This window comes from Pseudomonas sp. TWP3-2 (genome assembly GCF_049897765.1).
Lineage (GTDB): Bacteria > Pseudomonadota > Gammaproteobacteria > Pseudomonadales > Pseudomonadaceae > Aquipseudomonas.
The window spans coordinates 87,781-107,960 of the sequence record NZ_JAFCWW010000015.1; the positions used below are offsets into that span (position 1 = coordinate 87,781).

Sequence of the window (20,180 nt, forward strand, 5' to 3'; positions counted from 1 at the left end):
TCCGTGATCGAGGCGCTTGTGGCGCTTCGTTTGGTCAATGATGGTGCGCACTTTACCGAAGATCATCCGGGGAGCACACGGGATGTCGCTGACAGAACATTACAGGGACGCGAGGCGATTATGCACCTGAGCCAACGCGACGGCGCGCTCGATCTGCTCAAGTGGCTGGCGCTGTTGAGCATGCTGCTCGATCACCTGCGATATGTCGGGATCAGCGCCGATTGGCTGTTTGTGCCGGGACGTCTGGCGTTCCCGTGGTTTTGTCTGGCGATGGCGGCGAATCTGGCCCGGGCCGGCGCGCGGAAAACTGAATGGCGGTATCTGGGCTGGTTACTGGTGTTCAGTGCGCTCAGCGAGATTCCTTACCGGTTGTACATTCCTGATCCCGACACGTTGAACGTCATGCCGACGCTGGCGCTGGGCTTGCTCGTGGCGCGCGGTTGGCAGGATCCGTCGCTGGTAGCACGCCTGCTGGCGGTGGGCGCATTGCTGTTGGCGGCGCTGTTCCCGGAGCGACTGATGTTCGGGTTTTTCGGGGTGTTGTTGCCGTTGGCGATGCTGCTGGTGATTCGCAAACCCTGGTATTTCAGCCTGCTGCCGGGTGCGATCTGTCTGGCGGCAAATCAATGGCAGGTGCTGTTCGAATCGGCGCGATTCGGCAATGTCGTTGCCATTATCGGCTTGGCCACTTGTCTGTTCGCGCCACTGCTCGGAATGTTCCTGTTGCGACATGCCACATCCGTGCGCCCGCCAGCCATGCGCCGCTGGGCGTACGCGCTGTATCCCGCGCATTTCCTGATCCTCCTGGCCGTGCGCTCAACCCTGTAGGAGCTGCCGCAGGGGATCTTTTGATCTGGATGTTAAAAAGCAAGATCAAAAGATCGCAGCCTGCGGCAGCTCCTACAGGGGATCTTTGTGGATTTGGGGAGTGTGGGCGCTCAGCCATTTCGCGCCATGTCGTAAACGCACCTTTGCGTGGCGTCCGTAGGCATTTGAACTCCCGGCGCCGGTCATACCATCGCATCAAAGGGCACTGCCGCAAGGCGAGGGCCTCACTGATACGAATGGCGCACCGCCGCCGCCGGGAGAGACGCGATGTTCAGCAAGCAAGACCAGATCCAGGGTTACGACGATGCACTGCTGGCGGCGATGAATGCCGAGGAGCAACGTCAGGAAGACCACATCGAGCTGATCGCGTCGGAGAACTACACCAGCAAACGCGTGATGCAAGCGCAAGGCAGCGGCCTGACCAACAAATACGCCGAAGGCTATCCGGGCAAGCGCTACTACGGCGGCTGCGAGCACGTCGACAAGGTTGAAGCGCTGGCCATCGAACGCGCCAAGCAACTGTTCGGCGCCGATTACGCCAACGTCCAGCCGCACTCCGGTTCTTCCGCCAACAGTGCCGTGTACCTGGCGCTGATCCAGCCGGGCGACACCATTCTGGGCATGAGCCTGGCTCACGGCGGTCACCTGACCCACGGCGCCAAAGTGTCGTCCTCGGGCAAGCTCTACAACGCCGTGCAGTACGGCATCGACACCAAAACCGGGCTGATCGATTACGACGAAGTCGAGCGTCTCGCCGTCGAGTGCCAGCCGAAAATGATCGTCGCCGGTTTCTCGGCTTATTCCAAGACTCTGGATTTCCCGCGCTTCCGCCAGATCGCTGACAAGGTCGGGGCGCTGCTGTTCGTCGACATGGCCCATGTCGCCGGTCTGGTCGCCGCGGGTCTGTATCCGAATCCGCTGCCGTACGCCGACGTGGTTACTACCACTACGCACAAAACCCTGCGCGGCCCGCGTGGTGGTTTGATCCTGGCCAAGTCCAACGAAGAGATTGAAAAGAAACTCAACTCCGCCGTGTTCCCCGGCGCCCAGGGCGGTCCGCTGATGCATGTGATCGCCGGTAAAGCCGTGTGCTTCAAGGAAGCGCTGGAGCCGGGCTTCAAGGCGTATCAGCAACAAGTGATCGACAACGCTCAGGCGATGGCGAGCGTGTTTATCAAACGTGGCTACGATGTAGTGTCCGGCGGCACCGATAACCACCTGTTCCTGGTCAGCCTGATCCGTCAGGGCCTGACCGGCAAAGACGCCGATGCCGCCCTCGGTCGTGCGCACATCACCGTGAACAAGAACGCCGTACCGAACGATCCGCAGTCGCCGTTCGTGACCTCCGGCCTGCGTATCGGCACCCCGGCGGTGACCACGCGTGGCTTCAAGGTGACCCAGTGCGTGACGCTGGCCGGCTGGATCTGCGACATCCTCGACAACCTCGGTGATGCCGACGTCGAAGCGAATGTTGCCCAGCAGGTTTCGGCCCTGTGCGCTGACTTCCCGGTTTATCGCTGAGCGTTCTGGAGTACATGACTATGCAACGCTATTCAGGCTTCGGCCTCTTCAAACATTCGCTCAGCCATCACGAGAACTGGCAGAAAATGTGGCGCACGCCGACCCCGAAAAAGGTCTACGACGTGGTCATCGTCGGCGGCGGCGGGCACGGTCTCGCCACGGCTTACTACCTGGCGAAAGAACACGGCATCACCAACGTGGCGGTGGTCGAGAAAGGCTGGTTGGGCGGCGGTAACACCGCGCGCAATACCACCATCGTGCGCTCCAACTATCTGTGGGACGAGTCGGCGCATCTGTACGAACACGCGATGAAACTCTGGGAAGGCCTGTCGCAGGACCTGAACTACAACGTGATGTTCTCCCAGCGTGGCGTCTATAACCTGTGCCACACCTTGCAGGACATTCGTGATTCCGAGCGTCGGGTCAGCGCCAACCGCCTCAACGGTGTCGATGGCGAACTGCTCAACACTGAGCAAGTGGCCAACGAAATTCCGTACCTCGACTGCTCGAAAAACACTCGCTACCCGGTACTCGGTGCGACCGTACAGCGGCGCGGCGGCGTGGCTCGTCACGATGCCGTGGCCTGGGGCTTCGCGCGTGCCGCCGACGCCTTGGGTGTGGACTTGATCCAGCAGACCGAAGTGATCGGTTTCCGCAAGGAAAACGGTGTGTGCATCGGTGTGGAAACCAACAAGGGCTTCATCGGCGCCAAGCGCGTCGGCGTAGTGACGGCGGGTAACTCCGGACACATGGCCAAACTCGCCGGTTTCCGTCTGCCGATCGAATCCCACCCGCTGCAAGCGCTGGTGTCCGAGCCGATCAAACCGATTATCGACAGCGTGATCATGTCCAACGCCGTGCACGGTTACATCAGCCAGTCGGACAAGGGCGACCTGGTGATCGGCGCCGGTATCGACGGCTACAACGGCTATGGCCAGCGTGGTTCGTACCCGGTGATCGAACACACGATTCAGGCAATCGTCGAGATGTTCCCGGTGCTGTCGCGGGTGCGCATGAACCGCCAGTGGGGAGGCATCGTCGACACCACCCCGGACGCCTGCCCGATCATCTCCAAGACCCCGGTACCGAACATGTTCTTCAATTGCGGTTGGGGCACCGGTGGCTTCAAGGCTACTCCCGGCTCGGGCAACGTATTTGCCGCAAGCCTGGCCAAGGGTGAAATGCACCCGTTGGCCGCACCTTTCTCCATCGACCGTTTCCACAACGGTGCGTTGATCGACGAACACGGCGCTGCGGCCGTCGCCCACTAACCGTCGACCTGATAAAGAGGAGAAACCCCATGTTGCATATCTTCTGTCCTCACTGCGGCGAACTGCGCTCCGAAGAGGAATTCCATGCATCCGGCCAGGCGCACATTCCGCGTCCACTGGATCCGAACGCCTGCTCTGATGAAGAGTGGGGCGACTACATGTTTTTCCGCGATAACCCGCGCGGTCTGCACCACGAGCTGTGGGACCACGTCGCCGGTTGCCGTCAGTATTTCAACGTCACCCGCGACACCGTGACCTACGAGATTCTCGAAACCTACAAGATCGGCAGCAAGCCGCAATTCACCGACAAGGCTGACGCTGCGAAAACAGCCACGACGGCGCTGGGAGAGAAGGTATGAGCCAGACCAATCGCCTGTCCAACGGTGGACGGATCGACCGCAATAAAGTGCTGAGCTTTACCTTCAACGGCCAGACCTACAAAGGCTTCGAAGGCGATTCGCTGGCCGCTGCATTGTTGGCCAACGGCGTCGACATTATTGGCCGCAGCTTCAAGTATTCGCGTCCACGCGGGATCTTCGCCGCCGGTGCCGAAGAGCCGAACGCGGTGCTGCAGATCGGCGCCACCGAAGCCACGCAGATTCCCAACGTGCGCGCCACGCAACAGGCGCTGTATCAAGGTTTGGTCGCCACCAGCACCAACGGCTGGCCGAGCGTCAATAACGACATGATGGGCATTCTCGGCAAGGTCGGCGGCAAGCTGATGCCGCCGGGTTTCTACTACAAAACCTTCATGTACCCGCAATCGTTCTGGATGACTTACGAGAAGTACATCCGCAAGGCCGCAGGTTTAGGCCGTTCGCCGACCGAGAACGATCCGGACACCTACGACTACATGAACCAGCACTGCGACGTGCTGATCGTAGGCGGTGGCCCGGCGGGTCTGGCGGCTGCTCTGGCGGCTGCGCGCAGCGGTGCTCGCGTGATCCTCGCCGATGAGCAGGAAGAGTTCGGCGGCAGCCTGCTTGATTCCCGCGAAAGCCTCGACGGCAAGCCTGCGGTGGAATGGGTCGCCAGCGTCATCGCCGAATTGAAGGACACCCCGGACGTGCTGCTGTTGCCGCGCGCCACGGTCAACGGTTACCACGACCACAACTTCCTGACCATTCACGAGCGTCTCACCGATCACCTCGGTGACCGTGCGCCAATCGGCCAGGTGCGGCAGCGCATCCACCGGGTTCGCGCCAAGCGCGTGGTTCTCGCGACCGGTGCTTGCGAGCGTCCGCTGGTCTACGGCAACAACGACGTGCCGGGCAACATGCTCGCCGGCGCAGTCTCGACTTACGTGCGCCGCTACGGCGTGGCACCGGGCAAAAAGCTTGTCTTGAGCACCAACAACGACCACGCCTACCGCGTCGCTCTGGATTGGCTCGACGCCAGCCTGCAAGTGGTGGCGATTGCCGATGCCCGCAGCAATCCGCGTGGTGCACTGGTGGAAGAAGCACGCGCCAAAGGCATTCGCATTCTCACCGGCAGCGCTGTGATCGAGGCCCGTGGCACCAAACGTGTCACCGCTGCGCGCATCGCGGCGATTGATGTCAAAGCACACAAAGTCACCAGCCCCGGTGAATGGCTCGACTGCGATCTGGTCGCCAGCTCTGGCGGTTACAGCCCGATAGTTCACCTGGCTTCGCACTTGGGCGGCAAGCCGACCTGGCGCGAAGACATCCTCGGTTTTGTACCGGGCGAAGCACCGCAGAAACGCGTGTGTGTCGGTGGCATCAACGGCGTTTACGGCCTCGGCGATTCGCTGGCCGATGGTTTTGAAGGCGGCGCTCGCGCGGCCAGCGAAGCCGGCTTCAGCGTCGTCGAGGGCACCTTGCCTAAAGCGTTGAGCCGTCACGAAGAACCGACGCTGGCACTGTTCCAGGTGCCGCATGAAAAAGGCACGACACGCGGACCGAAGCAATTCGTCGATCTGCAGAACGACGTCACGGCCGCTGGCATCGAACTGGCGACCCGCGAAGGTTTCGAGTCGGTCGAGCACGTCAAACGCTACACCGCGCTGGGCTTCGGCACCGATCAGGGCAAGCTTGGCAACGTCAACGGTCTGGCCATCGCCGCCCGTTCGCTGAACGTAACCATCCCGCAGATGGGCACCACGATGTTCCGTCCGAACTACACGCCGGTGACTTTCGGCGCGATCGCTGGCCGGCATTGCGGGCACATTTTCGAGCCGGTGCGCTACACCGCGCTGCATCAATGGCACCTGAAAAACGGCGCCGAGTTCGAAGACGTCGGCCAGTGGAAACGTCCGTGGTACTTCCCGAAAAACGGTGAAGATCTGCATGCCGCCGTCAAACGCGAATGCCAGGCCGTGCGCGACAGTGTTGGCCTGCTCGACGCTTCGACCCTGGGCAAGATCGATATTCAAGGCCCGGACGCTCGCGAGTTTCTCAACCGCGTCTACACCAACGCCTGGACCAAGCTCGATGTGGGCAAGGCGCGCTACGGTTTGATGTGCAAAGAAGACGGCATGGTCTTCGACGACGGTGTGACGGCGTGTCTGGCCGACAACCACTTCGTGATGACCACCACCACTGGCGGCGCAGCGCGCGTGCTGCAATGGCTGGAGCTGTACCACCAGACCGAATGGCCGGACATGAAGGTGTACTTCACCTCCGTTACCGACCACTGGGCGACCATGACCCTGTCCGGGCCGAACAGCCGCAAGCTTCTCAGCGCCGTCACCGACATTGATCTGAGCAACGAAGCATTCCCGTTCATGACCTGGAAAGAAGGTCTGGTCGGTGGCGTGCCGGCGCGGGTGTTCCGCATCTCGTTTACCGGTGAGCTGTCGTACGAAGTCAACGTGCAGGCCGACTACGCCATGGGCGTGCTGGAGAAAATCGTCGAAGCCGGCAAGCAGTACAACCTGACGCCATACGGCACCGAGACCATGCACGTGCTGCGGGCCGAGAAGGGTTTCATCATCGTCGGCCAGGACACCGACGGCTCGATGACCCCGGACGACCTGAACATGGGTTGGTGCGTCGGTCGTACCAAACCGTTCTCGTGGATCGGCCAGCGCGGCATGAATCGCGAAGATTGTGTGCGTGAGCAGCGCAAGCAGTTGGTGGGCCTGAAGCCGATCGATCCGACCAAGTGGCTGCCGGAAGGTGCGCAGTTGGTGTTCAACACCAAGCAGGCGATCCCGATGACCATGGTCGGCCACGTGACCTCCAGCTACGCGCACAACTCCCTCGGTTATTCGTTTGCCATGGGCGTGGTCAAGGGTGGTCTGAAGCGCATCGGCGAGCGGGTGTTCGCACCGTTGGCGGATGGCAGCGTTATCGAGGCGGAAATCGTTTCTTCGGTGTTCTTCGATCCGAAAGGTGATCGGCAGAATATTTGATGGCCTCGAGTCCTGTGGGTGGGCTGCCAATCGCTAGCAGGCTAGCTCCCACAGGAACCAACAGAATTCAGGAAGGTGTTTTATGACCACAGCCAACGTTTACCAACAACGCCCGTCCACCGGGGCCAAGGCCGAGTCGTCGCTGCATCACGCCGACCTCGCCAGCCTGGTCGGCAAGGGCCGCAAGACCGCTGGCGTGACCGTGCGTGAGAAGAAACTGCTCGGCCATCTGACCATCCGTGGTGATGGTCATGACGCTGCATTTGCTGCCGGCGTGCACAAGGCGTTGGGCATCGAATTGCCCGGCGCGCTGAGCGTGATCGTCAAAGGTGAAAGCAGTCTGCAATGGATGGGCCCGGATGAGTGGCTGCTGATCGTGCCGAGCGGTGAGGAATTCGCCGCTGAACAGAAACTGCGTGAAGCGCTGGGTGATCTGCACATCGCAATCGTCAACGTCAGCGGCGGCCAGCAACTGCTCGAACTGAGCGGGCCGAACGTGCGTCAGGTGCTGATGAAATCCACCAGTTATGACGTGCATCCAAACAGTTTTCCGGTCGGAAAGGCTGTCGGAACGGTGTTCGCCAAGTCGCAGTTGATGATTCGCCACACGGCTGAAGACACTTGGGAATTGCTGATTCGCCGCAGTTTCTCGGATTACTGGTGGTTGTGGTTGCAGGATGCTTCGGCTGAATTTGGGCTTAGTGTTCAGGCTTGAGATTTTTCCCCCTCACCCCAACCCTCCCGAAACGTCGGACCGCCCCCAAGGGGGCGAGGGGGAAGGGAGCTGATCTCGGCTGGTTTCCGGGCCTGAGTTCGACTCGGTATCTCACGTCGGCGTAACTCGACAGAACACCTCGGTCAGTCCCCTCTCCCTCTGGGAGAGGGCTAGGGTGAGGGAAAAACCTGACACCCCGCACAAAGAACAGGAGTCATCGCACCATGAGCCGCGCCCCAGACACATGGATTCTGACCGCCGACTGCCCCAGCGTCCTCGGCACCGTGGACGCGGTAACGCGTTTTCTGTTCGAGCAGGGTTGCTACGTCACCGAGCACCACTCGTTCGATGACCGCCTCTCGGGGCGTTTCTTCATCCGCGTGGAGTTCCGTCAGCCTGATGGTTTCGACGAACAATCCTTCCGCGCCGGCCTCGCCGAGCGCGGCCAGGCGTTCGGCATGATCTTCGAGCTGACCGCGCCGAACTACCGGCCGAAAGTGGTGATCATGGTGTCCAAGGCCGATCACTGTCTCAACGACTTGCTCTACCGCCAGCGCATCGGTCAGTTGTCGATGGACGTGGCAGCGGTGGTGTCCAATCACCCGGACCTGAAGCCGCTGGCTGACTGGCACCAGATTCCGTATCACCATTTCCCGCTCGATCCGAACGACAAACCCGCGCAGGAGCGCAAGGTCTGGCAGGTGATCGAAGAGTCCGGCGCCGAGCTGGTGATCCTCGCCCGCTACATGCAGGTGCTGTCGCCGGAGCTGTGCCGCAAGCTCGACGGCAAGGCGATCAATATTCATCACTCGCTGCTTCCGGGTTTCAAGGGCGCCAAGCCATATCACCAGGCCTACAACAAGGGCGTGAAACTGGTCGGCGCCACCGCGCATTACATCAACAACGACCTCGATGAAGGGCCGATCATTGCCCAAGGCGTGGAGGCGGTGGATCACAGTCACTATCCCGAGGATTTGATTGCCAAGGGCCGTGATATTGAAGGCCTGACTTTGGCGCGTGCGGTTGGGTATCACATCGAACGAAGAGTGTTTCTCAACGCCAATCGCACTGTCGTTCTTTAGGCCGCCATCGCTGGCAAGCCAGCTCCCACAGTACTTGGGGGGGATTCGAAATTTGTGAACGACACAAATCTCTGTGGGAGCTGGCTTGCCAGCGATGAGGCCCTCACAAGCAACACATAAACAGCATCTGTACCCGAGCACTTAACGCGCTGCCTGCCTGGGCGACGCGGTTCCATAAAAACAACAGCGAGGTGAAAGCATGTCTGGCAATCGTGGTGTGGTGTATCTCGGCGCGGGCAAGGTCGAAGTACAGAAAATCGACTATCCGAAAATGCAGGATCCGCGCGGCAGGAAGATCGAGCACGGCGTCATCCTGCGTGTGGTTTCAACCAATATCTGTGGCTCCGACCAGCACATGGTGCGCGGCCGCACGACGGCGCAGACCGGTCTGGTGCTGGGCCATGAAATTACCGGCGAAGTGATCGAAAAAGGCTCCGACGTCGAGAACCTGAAAATCGGTGATCTGGTGTCCGTGCCATTTAACGTGGCTTGCGGGCGCTGCCGCTCCTGCAAAGAGCAACACACCGGCGTCTGCCTGACCGTCAACCCGGCCCGTGCCGGCGGTGCTTATGGCTACGTCGACATGGGCGACTGGACCGGTGGCCAGGCCGAATACGTGCTGGTGCCGTACGCCGACTTCAACCTGCTGAAGCTGCCGGATCGCGACAAGGCCATGGAGAAAATCCGCGACCTGACCTGCCTTTCCGACATTCTGCCTACCGGTTACCACGGCGCAGTGACTGCTGGCGTTGGTCCGGGCAGCACCGTCTATATCGCCGGTGCCGGCCCGGTCGGTCTCGCCGCCGCAGCTTCCGCGCGACTGCTTGGCGCTGCGGTGGTGATCGTCGGTGACGTCAACACCATCCGCCTGGCACATGCCAAGGCTCAAGGTTTCGAAATTGTCGACCTGTCCAAAGACACTCCGCTGCATGAACAGATCGCTGCGTTGCTGGGCGAGCCTGAGGTCGATTGCGCGGTGGACTGTGTTGGCTTCGAAGCGCGTGGCCATGGTCACGATGGCGTGAAATCCGAAGCGCCGGCCACCGTACTCAACTCGCTGATGGGCGTGGTGCGTGTCGCCGGCAAGATCGGTATCCCGGGCCTGTACGTGACCGAAGATCCGGGCGCCGTGGATGCCGCGGCGAAAATGGGCAGCCTGAGCATTCGCTTCGGTCTCGGCTGGGCCAAATCCCACAGCTTCCACACCGGGCAGACGCCGGTGATGAAGTACAACCGCCAGTTGATGCAGGCAATCATGTGGGACCGGATCAACATTGCCGAAGTGGTGGGCGTACAGGTCATCAGCCTCGACCAGGCGCCGGAAGGCTATGGCGAGTTCGATGCGGGCGTGCCGAAGAAGTTTGTGATTGATCCGCACAAGTTGTTTAGTGCGGCGTAAGTTGCGTCCATGAAAAAGAGCAACCGGTCAGGTTGCTCTTTTTTTTTCGCTCAAATTCAACGTGTGTATGAGCACTTTTTGGCATCACCGTCGGTGACTGCACAATCACCCTTTTTCCAAGCGGGTCCCTCGCCTTCTATCGGAGCTTCGGGTTCGTAAACGGTAGTAAGGCCAGTGCTGCCTTCAGCATCATACTGGCAGACCAATTTGGCTTTCGCAGTGGTCCCGTCTTTGATGCGAGCAGCTGTAAATGTGGCGTCATGGGCGCCACTTGAAGTGGTGACAGATACCTCCGGGCAGGTCTCTGCGTACGCAGTACTCATCATGGTCAGGCAAACCAGGGCACCGGTGAGAAGTTTCAGCATCATCGTATGTACTCCGTTACGTAAGTTGAACTCAAATCATCCGTAGTCGCGCCAACATTTCCTACTGTCATAAATGACAGTCTTTTAGTCCTTTTCGAAATAGTTGCCATTTACATCAGAAGTAATCGAACTAAAGGTGGGATCGCGAACGATCTTGCGCGAGGAAGTGCACCGCCCAGGATGGAACATGCCGATGAATACCCGGTCCAATCGGCAGTTTGATCGCTGAGTGGGCGGTCCTTACGTCACAAGAGGATGTCTGAATGAAGATTTCACGCGGTTTTGCCCTGGCATCGCTTCTGACTCTCGCCGCCGGCCCGGTGTTCGCCGGTTTCAGCCTGAACGATGTGGCCGGTGCGGTATCGGGCATGCAGGGTGGTGACAAGGCGGCTGCCGCAGCGCCAACGTCGGAAACTGCGGGTCTGTTGAGCGCGCTGAGTGCGCTGGACGTTACGCCGCAGCAAGCGGTGGGTGGCACCAGTGCCATGTTGGGGCTGGCGAAGAACCAGCTCAGCAGCACCGACTATTCGCAACTCGCCAAAGAAGTGCCGGGCATCGACAAGCTGTCGGGCGGCGGCGGTAATCTTGCGGCGCTGAGCGGGTTGCTCGGTTCGTCGGGCAAATCCGCCGGGCTGGAGAACGCCTTGGGCAACGTCAAGGACACCAATGACCTGAACAGTGCCTTCAGCGCGCTGGGCATGGACAGCGGGATGATCGGCCAGTTTGCCCCGGTGATCCTGCAATACCTCGGTCAGCAGGGCGTTGGCGGCTCGTTGCTGCAAAGCCTCGGCAGCATCTGGGGCACCGGCACTGGCAGTTGATTCAGAGGCGCTCGCCGTGTAGCTCGGCGATGCGCTGATCCTTGAGTGTCCAGAGCTGGTTGACCCAGTTCTGGACCTGAACGCGAAACTGCGGATCATTTTCGTAATCGCCCTGCCACAGCGCCGGATCCAGCTCGCGGGTCTGGATGTCGATGATCACCCGTGGCACGCCGCCGCTGATCAAGTCCCAGAATCCGGGAATTTGCTGCTTTGGATAGACCACGGTCACGTCGAGAACCGCGTCCAGCTGTTCGCCCAGCGCCGCCAGCACAAATGCCACGCCGCCGGCCTTGGGCTTGAGCAAATACTTGAACGGTGATTGTTGCTGAGCGCTTTTCGCTGCGGTGTAGCGTGTGCCTTCCAGATAATTCACCACCGTCACTGGTTGGCGCTTGAACAGCTCGCAAGCGGCTTTGGTGATCTGCAGATCCTTGCCGGCCAGCTGCGGGTGTTTCGCCAGAAACGCTTTGCTGTAGCGCTTCATGAACGGGTAATCCAGCGCCCACCACGCCAGCCCGAGAAACGGCACCCAGATCAGTTCTTTCTTGAGGAAGAACTTGAAGAACGGCGTGCGCCGGTTGAGGGTCTGGATCAGCGCCGGGATGTCGACCCACGACTGATGGTTGCTGATCACCAGATACGAGGTGTCACTACGCAGATCGTCGCCGCCGCGAATGTCCCATTGGGTCGGGATGCACAGGCGGAAAATCAGCTTGTCGATTTCTGCCCAGGTCTCGGCAATCCACATCACCGCGCCGGAGGCGTAATCACGCCAGCGGCCGGGGGCGAGCAGTTTGAGCAGGGCGAATACCAGCAACGGCCCGATCAGGATCAGGGTGTTGAGCAGCAGTAAAAAGGTGACAACACAGCCGGTGAGCAGGCGGCGCATAAGCAACTCTTTGAAATCGGATGGCGCGCCATGATAAGCAGCTTCAGGCGACAGGCCAAATCGGCGCTGACGAATGTTTCACCTTTGCACAGCTATTCTTGGCGGAACGCCATTCACCTGTGGCGAGGGAGCTTGCTCCCGCTGGGCTGCGCAGCGGCCCCTGATCCATCTACAACTGTGCAACGCGAATTCAGGTTTTACGACGACTGCGTCGCCGAGCGGGAGCAAGCTCCCTCGCCACAAAGGTTAGCTGTGAACCAACTATCGTGTTTTTTCGCGGTCTAGAATTCGGCGCCGAGCCCACTCTCTCAGGAAGCCCCTTACGTGAAATCCCTCTTTGCACTGCTTGCCCTGGTGACCCTGCCGGTCATGGCCGCCGAGCCGACGTTGTACGGTCGTTACGAATACATCGCCCTGCCGGAAATCGGCGGTGAAGTGCTCAAGGCGAAAATGGACACCGGCGCACTGACCGCCTCGCTGTCGGCCAAGGATATCGAGACCTTCACCCGCGATGGCGAAGACTGGGTGCGGTTCCGCCTGGCCACCAAGGATGCGAGCAACAAGGTCTACGAACACAAAGTCGCGCGGATCAGCAAGATCAAGAGCCGCTCCGACGAGGACGATGAAGAGCGCGACAGCGCCGATCCTGCCAAGCGTCCGGTGGTCGATCTGGAGCTGTGCCTGGGCAACGTCAAGCGTACGGTTGAGGTCAATCTGACCGACCGCAGCCACTTCAACTATCCATTGTTGATCGGTGCCAAGGCCTTGCGTGAGTTTGATGCCGCAGTCAATCCGGCACGCCGTTATACCGCCGACAAACCGGATTGCTAAGTGGTCTCATTGACGTAACGTCAGGCTTGGGGCACCGTTCGCGCACTTAACCACGGGCTCGGACGCCATGCCGCATATCCTGATTGTCGAAGACGAAGCGGCGATTGCCGACACGCTGATTTTTGCCTTGCAGGGCGAGGGCTTTACCACGACGTGGGTGAGCCTCGGCGCGGCGGCGCTGGAGCATCAGCGCCAGACCCCGGCCGACCTGATCATCCTCGACATCGGCCTGCCGGATATCAGCGGTTTCGAAACCTGCAAACAGCTGCGGCGCTTCAGCGAAGTGCCGGTGCTGTTTCTCAGCGCGCGGGATGCCGAGATCGACCGCGTGGTCGGTCTGGAGATCGGCGCTGACGACTATGTGGTCAAACCGTTCAGCCCTCGCGAAGTTGCGGCGCGGGTTCGCGCGATTCTCAAACGCATGGCGCCGCGAGCGCTGGCCGAAACGTCATCAGCGCTGTTTCGCATCGACTCCGAGCGGGTGCAAATCAGCTATCGCGGGCAGGTATTGACCCTGACCCGGCATGAATTCCGTCTGCTGCAATGCCTGCTCGAACAACCCGAACGAGTGTTCAGCCGCGAACAATTACTCGATGCCTTGGGCGTGGCGGCGGATGCCGGCTACGAGCGCAGCATCGACAGCCACATCAAAAGCCTGCGCGCCAAGCTGCGGCTGGTGCGCGCCGAAGCCGAGCCGATCCAGACCCATCGCGGCCTCGGCTACAGCTACAGTCCGGGGCACAGCTGATGTCGCTCGGGCTGCGGATCTTCCTCGTGTACGTGCTGTTCATCGGCCTGACCGGCTACTTTGTGCTCAACACGGTGATGGAAGAAATCCGCCCCGGCGTGCGTCAGTCCACCGAAGAAACCCTGGTCGATACCGCCAACCTGATGGCGGAAATCCTGCGTGACGATTTCAAGGCCGGCACCCTCAGCGAGAACCGCTGGCCGCAGTTACTGCGCGCGTATGGCGAGCGCCAGCCACAGGCGACGATCTGGGGCTTGCCGAAAAATCAGGTCAATCACCGCATCTACGTCACCGACGCCAAGGGCCGCGTGGTGCTGGATTCCAGTGGCGTTGCGGTCGGTCAGGATTATTCAAAGTGGAACGACGTCTACCTGACTTTGCGTGGCGAGTACGGCGCACGTTCCAGTCGCAGCGATCCCGACGACCCGAATTCCTCGGTGATGCACGTCGGCGCGCCGATTCGTGACAACGGCCAGATCATCGGCGTGGTGACGGTGGCCAAACCCAACAGCTCGCTGCAGCCCTACGTTGATCGCACCGAACGGCGTTTGCTGGCGTATGGCGCCGGGCTGATCGGCCTCGGTTTGTTGTTCGGCGCGTTGCTTTCATGGTGGCTGAGCCGGGCGCTGCACCGGTTGACCGGTTACGCCCAAGCCGTCAGCGAGGGTCGCCGGGTCGAGGTGCCGCACTATCGCGGCGGGGAACTGGAGCAGCTCGCGACAGCGGTTGAGCAGATGCGCACGCAGCTCGAAGGCAAGGCTTACGTCGAGCGCTACGTGCACACGCTGACCCACGAGTTGAAAAGTCCGCTGGCGGCGATTCGCGGTGCGGCAGAGCTGTTGCACAGTGAAATGCCGCTCGCTCAGCGCCAGCGCTTTGTCGGCAACATCGACAGCGAAAGTGTGCGGATGCAGCTATTGATCGAACGGCTGCTGGATCTGGCGCATGTCGAGCAGCGTCAGGGTCTGGAAGAACGGGTCGCGGTGCCGTTGGGCGTTCTGGTTGATGAGCTGTTGCAGGCGCAGATGGCGCGGATTGCTGGCAAGCAGCTACGCGTCGAACACGAGATTGCAGGTGATCTGCTGCTGATCGGCGAACCTTTTCTGCTGCGGCAGGCCTTGGGCAATCTGCTGGACAATGCGCTGGATTTCACCCCGCCACAGGGCTTGATGCGCTTCAGCGCCGAGCGGGTTGGGGAACAGGTCGAGTTTCGCTTGTTCAATGCAGCGGCGGCGATTCCTGAGTACGCATTGCCGCGTCTGAGCGAGCGCTTCTACTCGCTGCCGCGTCCCGACAGTGGGCGTAAAAGCACCGGCCTTGGGCTTAACTTCGTCGAAGAAGTGGTCAAGTTGCATGGCGGAGCGCTGCGGATCGAAAACGTGCAGGGCGGTGTGCAAGTCACTTTGCGCTTGCCCTGATGCGCCTCAATCCGCCGCCGTCGCCACCTCGGTTCCGCGTTGCCTTTTGCGATGCGCCCATTGCAATGCCGGGCGTTCGACCCAGCGCCAAGAGGCAGTGGCCAGCACAATCACGATCAGCGCCGACGCGATCATCGACGGCCAGAATGCCAGCGCGGTCTTGTTGATCACCAGTTGCTGCACCGGAAATGCGTACAGGTAAATGCCGTAGGAGATATCGAAGCGGCCGCGGATGGTGTGATCGACGTACAGCAGACCGAGGCTCAATGTGGCCAGGCAGATTCCCAGCGTGACCATCACCGCCGCCAACGGAGTTCCCATCACCGCCACGATCAAGCCAACAGATCCCGCCAGCATCAGCAGCAGCCGGCGCGCAGAGCCAAGATATTGCTTATGGAAAGCCAGTAGCGATCCGGCGAAAAACGCGATGCCCGCGCAGCCATACACCGCCAGTTTCGGCGCGAGTGGATGGGTTACACCGTTGCCCAATACAAAGGTTGCCATACAAAACAGCGCAAGCAATGCGCCGGGCATCAGCGCTCGTCGGTAAATACCGATTGCGCCAGCCAACAGCAAGTAAAACGCGAACTCGATTTTCAGCGTCCAGAGACTGCCGTTGAAGGATTCGCTGAAGATGAAGTCGCTGGTGATCTGCGCAATGTCCGCTCGCCCGAATACCGATATACGCAGGAAGTCGACCAGCGCGGCGGAGTACGTCAGGTAACCCTCTGCGAACAGTCCACCGGCGACGAAGGTCATGATGAAGGCGCAGGCAATCAACGCTGGGAATATCCGTGCAACGCGTTTGCTCAGATAGTCGGTGAAGCTGCTGGCATTGAGGAAGCTGCGTGTGATCAGCAGGCCGGAAATCGAGAAGAAGGCGATGACGGCGATGCCACCCAAGGAGTTGTAGCCGGCAATGCCCGGCTCTTCGAAGCCCGAGAGCACGAAGTGATGGCTGACCAGCACCATCAGCGCGGCCACATGCCTGATCAAGTCGAATGAGTTGTTTCGCAAGCGGATAGTCCCTGGTTCCAATTCTGTCCTTGAGAGTGATGGCGGATTGCTCTATCGCCACTGGGAAAGCCTTTTACAGGTATTTCCACGCAAAGCCCACACAACCTCCATAACAAATCCATACAGCGCTCGCAGACTCGCCTCATTCCAACCAGGGAGCGTTCTGATGAACCGAAATCTGACAATAAAACTCGGGGCAATTGCCCTGCTGATCCTGCTGTTGCTGGTGCCGTTGCTGATGATCGACGGCGTGATCGATGATCGCCAGCAACTGCGCGACGGCGTGCTTGAAGACATTGCCCGCAGCTCCAGCTACAGCCAGCAACTCAGCGGGCCGGTGATGGTGGTGCCGTATCGCAAAGTGGTGCGTACCTGGAAAACCAAAGAGAAAAGCGACGAGCGTTATCAGGAAATCGGCGAAGAACGCGGGCGATTGTACTTCCTGCCGGAGCGCTTTGAACTCGACGGCAAGGTACAGACTGAACTGCGTGCTCGGGGTATTTATGAGGCGCGGCTGTTCCACGCCGACACCCGCATCAACGGGCATTTCTCGCTGCCGGCGCAATTGGGCATCAAGGAAGATTTTGCCGATTACCGGTTCGACGCGCCGTTTCTCGCGGTCAGCATCAGCGACATTCGCGGGATCGAAAACGCCCTGAAACTCGAAGTGGATAGTCAGCGCCTGGACTTCGTGCCGGGTACTCAGGTGGCCTGGCTCGGCGAAGGTGTGCGGGTAATGTTGCCGGCGCTGGACACCAGCAAAGCTACGCAACTGCCGTTCGGTTTTGATCTGCGCCTGCAAGGGACCGGCACATTGCAGGTGCTGCCGGTGGGCAAGACCAGCAGCGTGAACCTTGAAGCCAATTGGCCGCACCCAAGTTTTGTCGGCAACTTCCTCCCGGCCAAGCGTGAGATTACCGATCAGGGTTTCAGCGCCAACTGGCAGACCTCGTTCTTCTCCACCAACCTGCAAGAAGCGATGAACCGCTGCGTGGCGGGAGACTGTGATGCATTCAATGGCCGTAGCTTTGGTGTGAGCTTCATCGATCCGGTGGATCAGTATCTGAAGAGCGACCGGGCGATCAAATATGCGTTGCTGTTCATCGTCCTGACGTTCGCCGGTTTCTTCCTCTTTGAGGTGCTGAAAAGCCTCGCGGTGCACCCGGTGCAATATGCGCTGGTGGGCGTTGCGCTGGCGTTCTTCTATCTGTTGCTATTGTCGCTGTCGGAGCACATCGGTTTCGGCCCGGCGTATTTGTTGTCGGCCAGCGGTTGTGTGTTGTTGATCGGGTTTTATGTCTGCCACGTGCTGCATAGCGTGCGCCACGGCTTGAGTTTTTCCGCGGGGCTGGCGGCGTTGTATGGTCTGCTCTACGGCTTGTTGAGTGCCGAGGATTACGCGCTGTTGATGGGCTCGCTGCTGCTGTTCGGGTTGCTGGGTGTGTTCATGGTGCTGACGCGCAAACTCGACTGGTACGGGATCGGACAGAAACCGGCTGAGCAATTGGAGTTTGATATTGGAGCGGTGCAATGAGCCGGGTTGGATTGCGCGAGGATCGGCGGGAGATTGAGGTGTTGGTGACGCTGATGTTTTCGGTGTTACCAGCGCAACCGAGTTGGTGCCATCGCCAGCAGGCTGGCTCCCACAGGGAGACGCGTTCCAATGTGGGAGCTGGCTTGCCAGCGATGAGGCCCGAACAGCCGACCTAGACCTTGGGCATTGTCGCAATCATGGAAGGCCGCTGGCTCACTTCAAAGAACCAGTTGGCCAGATTCGGGTTGGCCTCGCGCCAGCCCAAATCCGGAAAGCGCAGATCGAGGTAACCCAGCGCACAGGCAACGCTGATTGCCGCCACATCGAAATGGCTGGTCAGTTCGGCAATCGCATCGTGCTCAAGCAGGGCGAGGGCGCGGCGGATCTTCTCGCGCTGGGCTTCCAGCCATTCGTCCCAGTGCTTTTCCGGGGCGCGCAGGACTTGTTCATAACGCACCAGCACCGAGGCGTCCATGATCCCGTCGGCCATCGACGCCAGAGTCAGGCGCCGCCAGCGCGCCGAGCCTTCGCGCGGAATCAGCGGATTGCCGACATGCTGGTGGTCGAGGTAATCGAGGATGACCCGGCTGTCATGGATGACATTGCCGTCGGCCAGGCGCAGGGCCGGGATCTTGCCCAGCGGATTGTCCTGATTCAGCGCCGCATCCGGGCTGACCGGGCTGAGCATGCAGTCTTGCAGGGCAACGCGATCCTGCTGGCCGGTCTCGTGCAACATCACCACGACTTTGCGCACGAATGGCGAGAGAGTGTTGTGAAACAGGGTCATGCTGGGGGCGGACATCGGCATTCCTCGGCAGTCATCAAAGTGCTGGGGCTTAGCCTAGTCAGAAGCTGCATGGCTGGCGAGGGATTTGATGATGACTTTGAGATCGCCATCGCGGGCAAGCCACGCTCCCACAGGGATCGAGTCGGCCAGCATCTTTGTGCACAACCCGGTACCTGTGGGAGCGTGGCTTGCCCGCGATGAGGCCCATCCAGACAATACAAATCTCAGCGCCGCTGCAACAAACCGCGCAACGCGATGGCTGTCGGGACGCCGAGTCCAATCCAGCTCAACCCATCCCAGAGCCCGTCCCCCAACAGCGCCGCAAACAACCCCGCCGCACTCAGCAGCGCAATCACCAGCGGCGTGCTGAACACCTTCCAGAAACTCGACTGACGCGGCTTCATGCACGAGCCTCCGCCGTTTCCAAAGCAGGCTTGGCCGCTTTGCGCCGCACCACCCACAAATACACGCCGCTACCCAAAACGATGATGGTCAACACATCCAGCGTGGCCCAGAGGATTTTCATCGGCATGCCGCCATAGTCACCGAAATGTAGCGGCTGCGACATGCCCATGGCGTCCATGTACCACGGCCGCTCCGCCACCGCGGTGACCTTGAGCGTGCTGGCGTCGATCAGCACCGGCGTCAGCAAGTGCGAGGTCAGATGCGTGCCGCCCTTCATGAACACCGAGTAATGGTGCTCGCTGGAAAAGCGTGTGCCGGGGAAAGCGATAAAGTCCGGCTTCATGCCGGGTGCGACTTCGCTGGCGATTTCCAACACACGAGTGGCCGGCGCCAGATGAGTCAATGGCGGTACATCGCGGTAGGGCGCAATCAAGGTATTCAACGCATCGTTGCGCCATGCAGCGATCAACAAATCGGCGCAGGCGCTAATCACCCCTGTGACGCCAACCACCAATGCCCAAGTCAACGTCACGACACCAATCAGGTTATGCAGGTCGAGCCAGCGCAGACGGGTGGATTTGTCCTGACGCACGGTGGCGAACTTCAAGCGGCGCATGAACGGCAGGTACAACACTGTCCCCGACACAATCGCGATCACAAACAGCAAACCCATGAACGCCAGCAACAACTTGCCCGGCAGCCCGGCGAACATGTCCACGTGCAGACGCAGGATGAAAAGCATCAGCCCGCCATTGGCCGAAGGCATTTCCAGCGCTTCACCGGTACGCGCGTCGAGCATGAACGTGTGCGAGGAGTTCGGTTCGGTGCCGGCGGTTTTCGCCATGATCGTCAGGACGGCGTTCGGCTCATCGTCTTCGAAGCCGAAATACTGCACGACGTCGCCAGGGCGATATTTTTCCGCTGCCTCGACCAGTTGCGCCAGATTCAGATGCGGCGTATCGGCCGGCATCTCGCGCAGTTCGGGTGCATCGCCGAGCAGATGCTCGATCTCGTGATGGAAGATCAGCGGCAGACCGGTCAATGCCAGCATCAGCAAAAACACGGTGCAGATCAGGCTGGTCCAGGTGTGGATGAACGACCAGCGACGGATTGTTTTACTTTTCATTTCATGACCTTCAAAAACACCAAAGCCGTCCACGGAGGACGGCCAGGTTA

General features: G+C 60.2%; 19 protein-coding genes. 13 read left to right on the forward strand and 6 right to left on the reverse strand.

The annotated features are described in order from the left end of the window. Positions 1-120 precede the first annotated feature (120 nt). From ACP7EE_RS20440 to fdhA, 8 genes are all read left to right on the forward strand, one after another. A complete protein-coding gene (locus tag ACP7EE_RS20440; protein ID WP_426236265.1) occupies positions 121-828 on the forward strand; it encodes a TraX family protein in 708 nt (235 codons plus the stop codon). A 267-nt stretch (positions 829-1,095) separates the two neighbouring features. Continuing rightward, positions 1,096-2,349: a serine hydroxymethyltransferase gene (glyA, locus tag ACP7EE_RS20445; RefSeq protein WP_420647270.1), complete on the forward strand. Its 1,254-nt coding sequence runs from the start codon at positions 1,096-1,098 to the stop codon at positions 2,347-2,349. A gap of 20 nt (positions 2,350-2,369) precedes the next feature. Then, positions 2,370-3,620 (forward strand): sarcosine oxidase subunit beta, encoded by a 1,251-nt coding sequence (locus tag ACP7EE_RS20450; RefSeq protein ID WP_047303829.1) that lies wholly within the window; start codon positions 2,370-2,372, stop codon positions 3,618-3,620. Positions 3,621-3,649: 29 nt separating this feature from the next. Next, entirely contained in the window at positions 3,650-3,979 is a 330-nt protein-coding gene (locus ACP7EE_RS20455; RefSeq protein ID WP_420647269.1) for a sarcosine oxidase subunit delta, read from the forward strand. Next, complete coding sequence (locus ACP7EE_RS20460) at positions 3,976-6,993, forward strand: sarcosine oxidase subunit alpha (protein WP_426205687.1); 3,018 nt, start codon at positions 3,976-3,978, stop codon at positions 6,991-6,993. The genes ACP7EE_RS20455 and ACP7EE_RS20460 overlap by 4 nt, the downstream gene beginning before the upstream one ends. 82 nt (positions 6,994-7,075) lie before the next feature. Then, the gene (locus tag ACP7EE_RS20465) at positions 7,076-7,708 is read left to right on the forward strand and encodes a sarcosine oxidase subunit gamma (RefSeq protein ID WP_426205686.1); all 633 of its coding nucleotides are present in this window, start codon (positions 7,076-7,078) and stop codon (positions 7,706-7,708) included. Between the two features lie 224 nt (positions 7,709-7,932). Next, positions 7,933-8,790 (forward strand): formyltetrahydrofolate deformylase, encoded by an 858-nt coding sequence (gene purU, locus ACP7EE_RS20470; RefSeq protein ID WP_420647266.1) that lies wholly within the window; start codon positions 7,933-7,935, stop codon positions 8,788-8,790. Positions 8,791-8,989: 199 nt separating this feature from the next. Then, positions 8,990-10,189, forward strand: coding sequence for a formaldehyde dehydrogenase, glutathione-independent (gene fdhA / locus ACP7EE_RS20475; protein WP_102685723.1), 1,200 nt, complete (start codon positions 8,990-8,992; stop codon positions 10,187-10,189). Positions 10,190-10,245: 56 nt separating this feature from the next. On the opposite strand, the gene ACP7EE_RS20480 is transcribed toward fdhA, so the two are convergent. Further along, entirely contained in the window at positions 10,246-10,557 is a 312-nt protein-coding gene (locus ACP7EE_RS20480) for a hypothetical protein (RefSeq protein WP_426236267.1), read from the reverse strand. Between the two features lie 260 nt (positions 10,558-10,817). On the opposite strand from ACP7EE_RS20480, the gene ACP7EE_RS20485 reads away from it, so the two are divergent. Further along, positions 10,818-11,375 carry a DUF2780 domain-containing protein gene (locus tag ACP7EE_RS20485; protein WP_426236269.1) on the forward strand — a complete coding sequence of 186 codons (558 nt, stop codon included), beginning with the start codon at positions 10,818-10,820 and terminating at the stop codon, positions 11,373-11,375. A gap of 1 nt (position 11,376) precedes the next feature. On the opposite strand, the gene ACP7EE_RS20490 is transcribed toward ACP7EE_RS20485, so the two are convergent. Further along, entirely contained in the window at positions 11,377-12,264 is an 888-nt protein-coding gene (locus ACP7EE_RS20490) for an acyltransferase (RefSeq protein ID WP_426236271.1), read from the reverse strand. Positions 12,265-12,588: 324 nt separating this feature from the next. On the opposite strand from ACP7EE_RS20490, the gene ACP7EE_RS20495 reads away from it, so the two are divergent. The 3 genes from ACP7EE_RS20495 (at position 12,589) to creC (ending at position 15,261) form a co-directional block, all read left to right on the forward strand. Then, a complete protein-coding gene (locus tag ACP7EE_RS20495; protein WP_426205681.1) occupies positions 12,589-13,095 on the forward strand; it encodes an ATP-dependent zinc protease in 507 nt (168 codons plus the stop codon). Positions 13,096-13,162: 67 nt separating this feature from the next. Continuing rightward, positions 13,163-13,843 (forward strand): two-component system response regulator CreB, encoded by a 681-nt coding sequence (creB, locus tag ACP7EE_RS20500; RefSeq protein WP_426236273.1) that lies wholly within the window; start codon positions 13,163-13,165, stop codon positions 13,841-13,843. Continuing rightward, positions 13,843-15,261 carry a two-component system sensor histidine kinase CreC gene (gene creC / locus ACP7EE_RS20505; RefSeq protein ID WP_426236275.1) on the forward strand — a complete coding sequence of 473 codons (1,419 nt, stop codon included), beginning with the start codon at positions 13,843-13,845 and terminating at the stop codon, positions 15,259-15,261. Before creB ends, creC begins: the two co-directional genes overlap by 1 nt. 6 nt (positions 15,262-15,267) lie before the next feature. Here creC and ACP7EE_RS20510 read toward each other — a convergent pair whose 3' ends face one another. After that, positions 15,268-16,278, reverse strand: a complete 1,011-nt coding sequence (locus ACP7EE_RS20510; protein WP_426236277.1) for an acyltransferase family protein — start codon at positions 16,276-16,278, stop codon at positions 15,268-15,270. A gap of 166 nt (positions 16,279-16,444) precedes the next feature. Here ACP7EE_RS20510 and creD point away from each other — a divergent pair, with 166 nt between their 5' ends. Next, a complete protein-coding gene (gene creD, locus ACP7EE_RS20515; protein WP_426236279.1) occupies positions 16,445-17,812 on the forward strand; it encodes a cell envelope integrity protein CreD in 1,368 nt (455 codons plus the stop codon). A gap of 172 nt (positions 17,813-17,984) precedes the next feature. On the opposite strand, the gene ACP7EE_RS20520 is transcribed toward creD, so the two are convergent. From ACP7EE_RS20520 to ACP7EE_RS20530, 3 genes are all read right to left on the reverse strand, one after another. Then, complete coding sequence (locus ACP7EE_RS20520) at positions 17,985-18,614, reverse strand: glutathione S-transferase (RefSeq protein ID WP_426236281.1); 630 nt, start codon at positions 18,612-18,614, stop codon at positions 17,985-17,987. A gap of 209 nt (positions 18,615-18,823) precedes the next feature. Continuing rightward, entirely contained in the window at positions 18,824-19,003 is a 180-nt protein-coding gene (locus ACP7EE_RS20525) for a hypothetical protein (protein WP_426236283.1), read from the reverse strand. Beyond that, positions 19,000-20,130 (reverse strand): PepSY-associated TM helix domain-containing protein, encoded by a 1,131-nt coding sequence (locus tag ACP7EE_RS20530; protein WP_426236285.1) that lies wholly within the window; start codon positions 20,128-20,130, stop codon positions 19,000-19,002. The genes ACP7EE_RS20525 and ACP7EE_RS20530 overlap by 4 nt, the downstream gene beginning before the upstream one ends. Positions 20,131-20,180 lie beyond the last annotated feature (50 nt).